We start from the raw sequence: 3,872 nt of genomic DNA on the forward strand, positions 1-3,872 counted from the left end.
AGGCCCGGTTCGGCAGGCCCTCGGTCCATTCCGGCGCAAAGCCGATGCCAAGGCCGGCCGAGACCAGCGACACCAGTGAATAGGTATCGTCGCAGCTGTAAGCGATGTTGCGGGTCAGATCGTATTCCTCGAACTTCTCGTTGAAGTACCGCTCGGTGTAGGAGAGGTTCTTGCGATTGAAGGCGATGATCTTCTCCGAGCGCAGATCGTCGATGGCAATCTCCGCCTGTTCCGCCAGCCGGTTGGTGCGGGCGACCGCCAAGAGATAACGCTCATGGGCGATCGAGGCGAAGCGCAACGAGCCGATATTTTCCACCGGCCGGATGAAGCCGAGATTGATCTGGCCGTTCTCCAGGCCGCGGATGATGTCGCCGGTATTGCCGCTTGATATATGGATGCGGATATCCGGGTACTTGCGGGCGATCTTTGCCAGAAACGCCGGCAGCACGCCGGTGGTGGCCGGATAGACGGTGCCGATCCTGATCTGCCGGATCGTCTTGCCGGCCACCGCCCTGGTGATCTCGGCGGAAAGATCGACCTCGCTCAGGATCCCGACGCAGCGTTCGTGGAAGATCTCCCCTGCCCTGGTCAGTTCCACCCGCCTGGTCGAGCGGATGAACAGCGCACAGCCGAGTTCGCGCTCCAGCGCCTGTACGTGGTTGGAGAGCGCCGGCTGGGCGATGCGGACCTTGGCTGCCGCCCGGCCGAAGTGCAGTTCCTCGGCCACCGCGACGAAGTAGGAGAGCTGGCGTAATTCCATCGACACGACCTATCAAATTTGGAAACTACAAGATGTAGTTATATCACTACATAACGTTCGTGGCCAGATCGTTATCAATGGGGAACAAATCGTTCCCATGGATATTCTGTCAAAGCGGCTTCGCGAAAGAGCTGAACAGCTAGGCATTTCGAACGCTGAGGCCGCTAGGCGAGTTGGCCTCGATGAGCGCCGATATGCTCACTACGTGGCGGGCCGAAGAGAACCCGACCTAGCAACGCTGCTACGGATAACGTCGTCACTGGGAACAACACCGAATTGGCTGCTAGGCGTTACAGAACCCGCTGACGCCGTTGCTGAAATGTCCGATCTTTTGGAGCGATTCGCGAATGCCGCAAACGGTATGACGCTCGAAGAACTACAGCTATGCATCATACAGGCGGAAGCGATCGTCGCAGCAAAAACACGGCGTTAATATTTCGGACGCGGAGGTGCTCTTGGTCGTCCCCGAAACCAATGCTGGTCGCCTTGAAGGGATCGGAACCTGCGACCACGTCGTTCCCGACTATCTGAATTTCCCTGTATTCACCTTCATTGCGTCGAGGTGCATATAATGGTCCACGATGTCGGCGAACCTTTGGCAGTCCGGGCGAGGATGGGGGATTGGCGGACATGAGAACAGAAAACCAGTTATCCATCACCGACCTTCTCACTATATTGTCGCTTGATGGGGTTCGGCCGCTGCACGAGCCGTTGAATAGCGGCCTGCAGATTTTTTTCCGAGCGTTTGCTAGCGCTAATCCCTTTGTGTGAATTGCGGGGACAAGTCGCTATCGCCACAGTGTCTTTAAGATTTTTCTGCTGAACTCCCGGCATGAAGAAGCCTCCGAGATCAAAACCCCTCCTTCGTGACGCCGAGGCCCCGATCCGTTCCCGGCCGCGAGGCAAGCGAAATCCAGCCCAACCACAGCTGCTGTTCGATCCCATGCCTGAGCGCGTCGAGCCTGCGCTGGCGGAATTGAAGTCCCGTCCCCCAAAGGGAAACGAGTGGAACTGGGAGCTGAAATTGGATGGCTATCGCCTTGCCGTTCATATCGAGCCCCAAGGGATCCGGATTCTCACCCGCGGCGGCCATGACTGGACGCATCGGTTTCCGGCCATAGAGCAGGCCGCCCGAGCGCTCGGGCCGGCGACGATGATCATCGATGGCGAAGCCGTCGTGCTCGACGCGGAGGGGCGGCCGGATTTCGGGCTGCTGCAGCAATCGCTGGGCGCATCCGGCAGACAAGCTGGCAACCGAGCCTCCGACGCCGTCCTCTACGCTTTCGATCTTGTTTATCTGGACGGGCACGATCTGCGCGGTGTCGAATACCGTTCGCGCCGACACCTTCTCGAGGACACGTTAAACGCCCCAGGGAATGACCAGGTCGGCGCCATTCGACTATCTGAAACACTCGATGGCGAACCAGCTGTCCTGCTGGAGCATGTCTGCCGCCTCGGGCTGGAAGGCATCGTCGGCAAGCACCTCGACCGGCCCTATCGTTCGGGCCGTACCGGGGATTGGGTGAAAGTCAAATGCATCCAGAGCGAGGCCTTCTTCATTGTCGGTTATGAGAAGTCGGCGAACTTCGCTGCTGGCTTCGCCTCGTTGGTGCTTGCTGCGTATCGTGGTGATGATCTCGTCCACGTCGGAAGCGTCGGCACGGGCTTCAAGGAAACCGAGATCATCCGATTGCGGAAGGTGATGGACACGCTGCGATGGAAGCGAAAGCTGCCGCCCCTGCCTTATTCCGGAGGTGCCGACATTGTCTGGGTCGAGCCGACACTCATTGCCGAGATCGAGTTTCGCGCCTGGACGTCGGATGGGAAACTACGTCATCCGTCCTACAAAGGTCTGCGAGAACACCAGGACAATGCCGATGTCTTCCGGCTCGACTAGCGAAATCAGCGCCATCCGCTAGATTGTCGTCCATTCGAACTCAAGCAGAGTAGATGGCCTGCAATGTGCAATCTGTATCGCATGGAAGACAGGGACTGAGTCGCAAAATGGGCCCAGGACGCCGAAAGCCTGATCAACCTGATGCCTGCCTACCAGATGAATCCTGGTCAGATGGGGCCGATCGTCCGCAACACCGCCGACGGAAAGAAGCAACTGGTCCATGCGCGCTGGGGATTGCCCTCGCCGCGCTTCGCACTTGAGAAGGCGGCCAAAGCCAAGGCCGAGAAACTGGCGGCCAAGGGCAAACCTTTCGATCTCGAAGAACTGATCCGCATGGAGGCCGACCGCGGCACGACCAATGTGCGCAAGCTGAATTTTCCGCACTGGACGCGATGGTTCGGTGTCGAAAACAGATGTCTCGTCCCGGTCACCAGTTTCGCGGACCTGATCCGGCCAGCCAGCAGCAAGGCGGCAACGTGCCGAACGCCTGGTTCGCCCGTGACGCAACCAAGCCGCTGATGTTCTTTGCCGGTCTCCATGTGCGGCAATGGCAGAGTGTCCGAAAGGTCAGGGACGGCCTGACCACCGATGATCTCTACGGTTTCCTGACGACGGATCCTAACGACCTGGTGAAGCCAATCCATGGAAAGGCGATGCCGGTCCTGTTGCTGACGAAGGAAGAGACCGACACGTGGATGCGGGCGCCCTGGGAAGAGGCTAAGGATCTGGCCCGCCCATTGCCGAATGATGCGCTGCTCATTTCGTCGCGCGAACCCTATGGCTCCACGATCGTCTCGACGTCCGGAGAACCGGTGGAACAGGGCAGTCTGCTTTGACGCGTGAACTCAGAGCTTGAATGTATCGAAAACGAAAAAGCCTGCCGCGGGAGGAGGTGCGGCAGGCTTTTTCAAAGGATTGAACAACGGCTGGGAGGAGGAGTGCCGCTGTTCCGTCAGGCGACCTCTGGGAGGAGGAATAGGTCGCCTGAAACACGAAGCTTTGCGGGAGGAGGTGCATTGCTTCGTTGACTTAAGATATCAGAGGCTGCCCCGACCGCCAGCGCTCAGATCGCAGTGCAGCCATGCGCTTGCTGCAATGCAACATAAATCTCCGCTTATTTTTCGACCATTGTGGTCGGGAGGCAGCGTTCTCGGGTGCTGGGTGTTGGTTTCCACGCAGAACTGAGCCGGTTAGGCGCATAATTTCCATTGAGAA

The 3,872-nt window shown here is 58.6% G+C and carries 3 protein-coding genes and 1 pseudogene; 3 read left to right on the forward strand and 1 reads right to left on the reverse strand.

Annotated features, from left to right (window positions below):
- The coding region (locus C3Y91_RS37465) for a LysR family transcriptional regulator (protein WP_168576449.1) at window positions 1-760 on the reverse strand (760 nt) is incomplete at its 3' end.
- A 97-nt stretch (window positions 761-857) separates the two neighbouring features.
- On the opposite strand from C3Y91_RS37465, the gene C3Y91_RS37470 reads away from it, so the two are divergent.
- The 3 genes and pseudogenes from C3Y91_RS37470 to C3Y91_RS37480 all read left to right on the forward strand — a co-directional run bounded on the left by C3Y91_RS37470 (window position 858) and on the right by C3Y91_RS37480 (window position 3,493).
- Window positions 858-1,193: a helix-turn-helix domain-containing protein gene (locus C3Y91_RS37470; protein WP_130688988.1), complete on the forward strand. Its 336-nt coding sequence runs from the start codon at window positions 858-860 to the stop codon at window positions 1,191-1,193.
- Window positions 1,194-1,592: 399 nt separating this feature from the next.
- A complete protein-coding gene (gene ligD, locus C3Y91_RS37475; RefSeq protein WP_130828043.1) occupies window positions 1,593-2,657 on the forward strand; it encodes a non-homologous end-joining DNA ligase in 1,065 nt (354 codons plus the stop codon).
- 141 nt (window positions 2,658-2,798) lie between these two features.
- Window positions 2,799-3,493: pseudogene (locus C3Y91_RS37480) on the forward strand (SOS response-associated peptidase family protein).
- Window positions 3,494-3,872 lie beyond the last annotated feature (379 nt).

The organism is Rhizobium ruizarguesonis (genome assembly GCF_012349115.1).
In the GTDB taxonomy this organism is placed as follows: domain Bacteria; phylum Pseudomonadota; class Alphaproteobacteria; order Rhizobiales; family Rhizobiaceae; genus Rhizobium; species Rhizobium ruizarguesonis.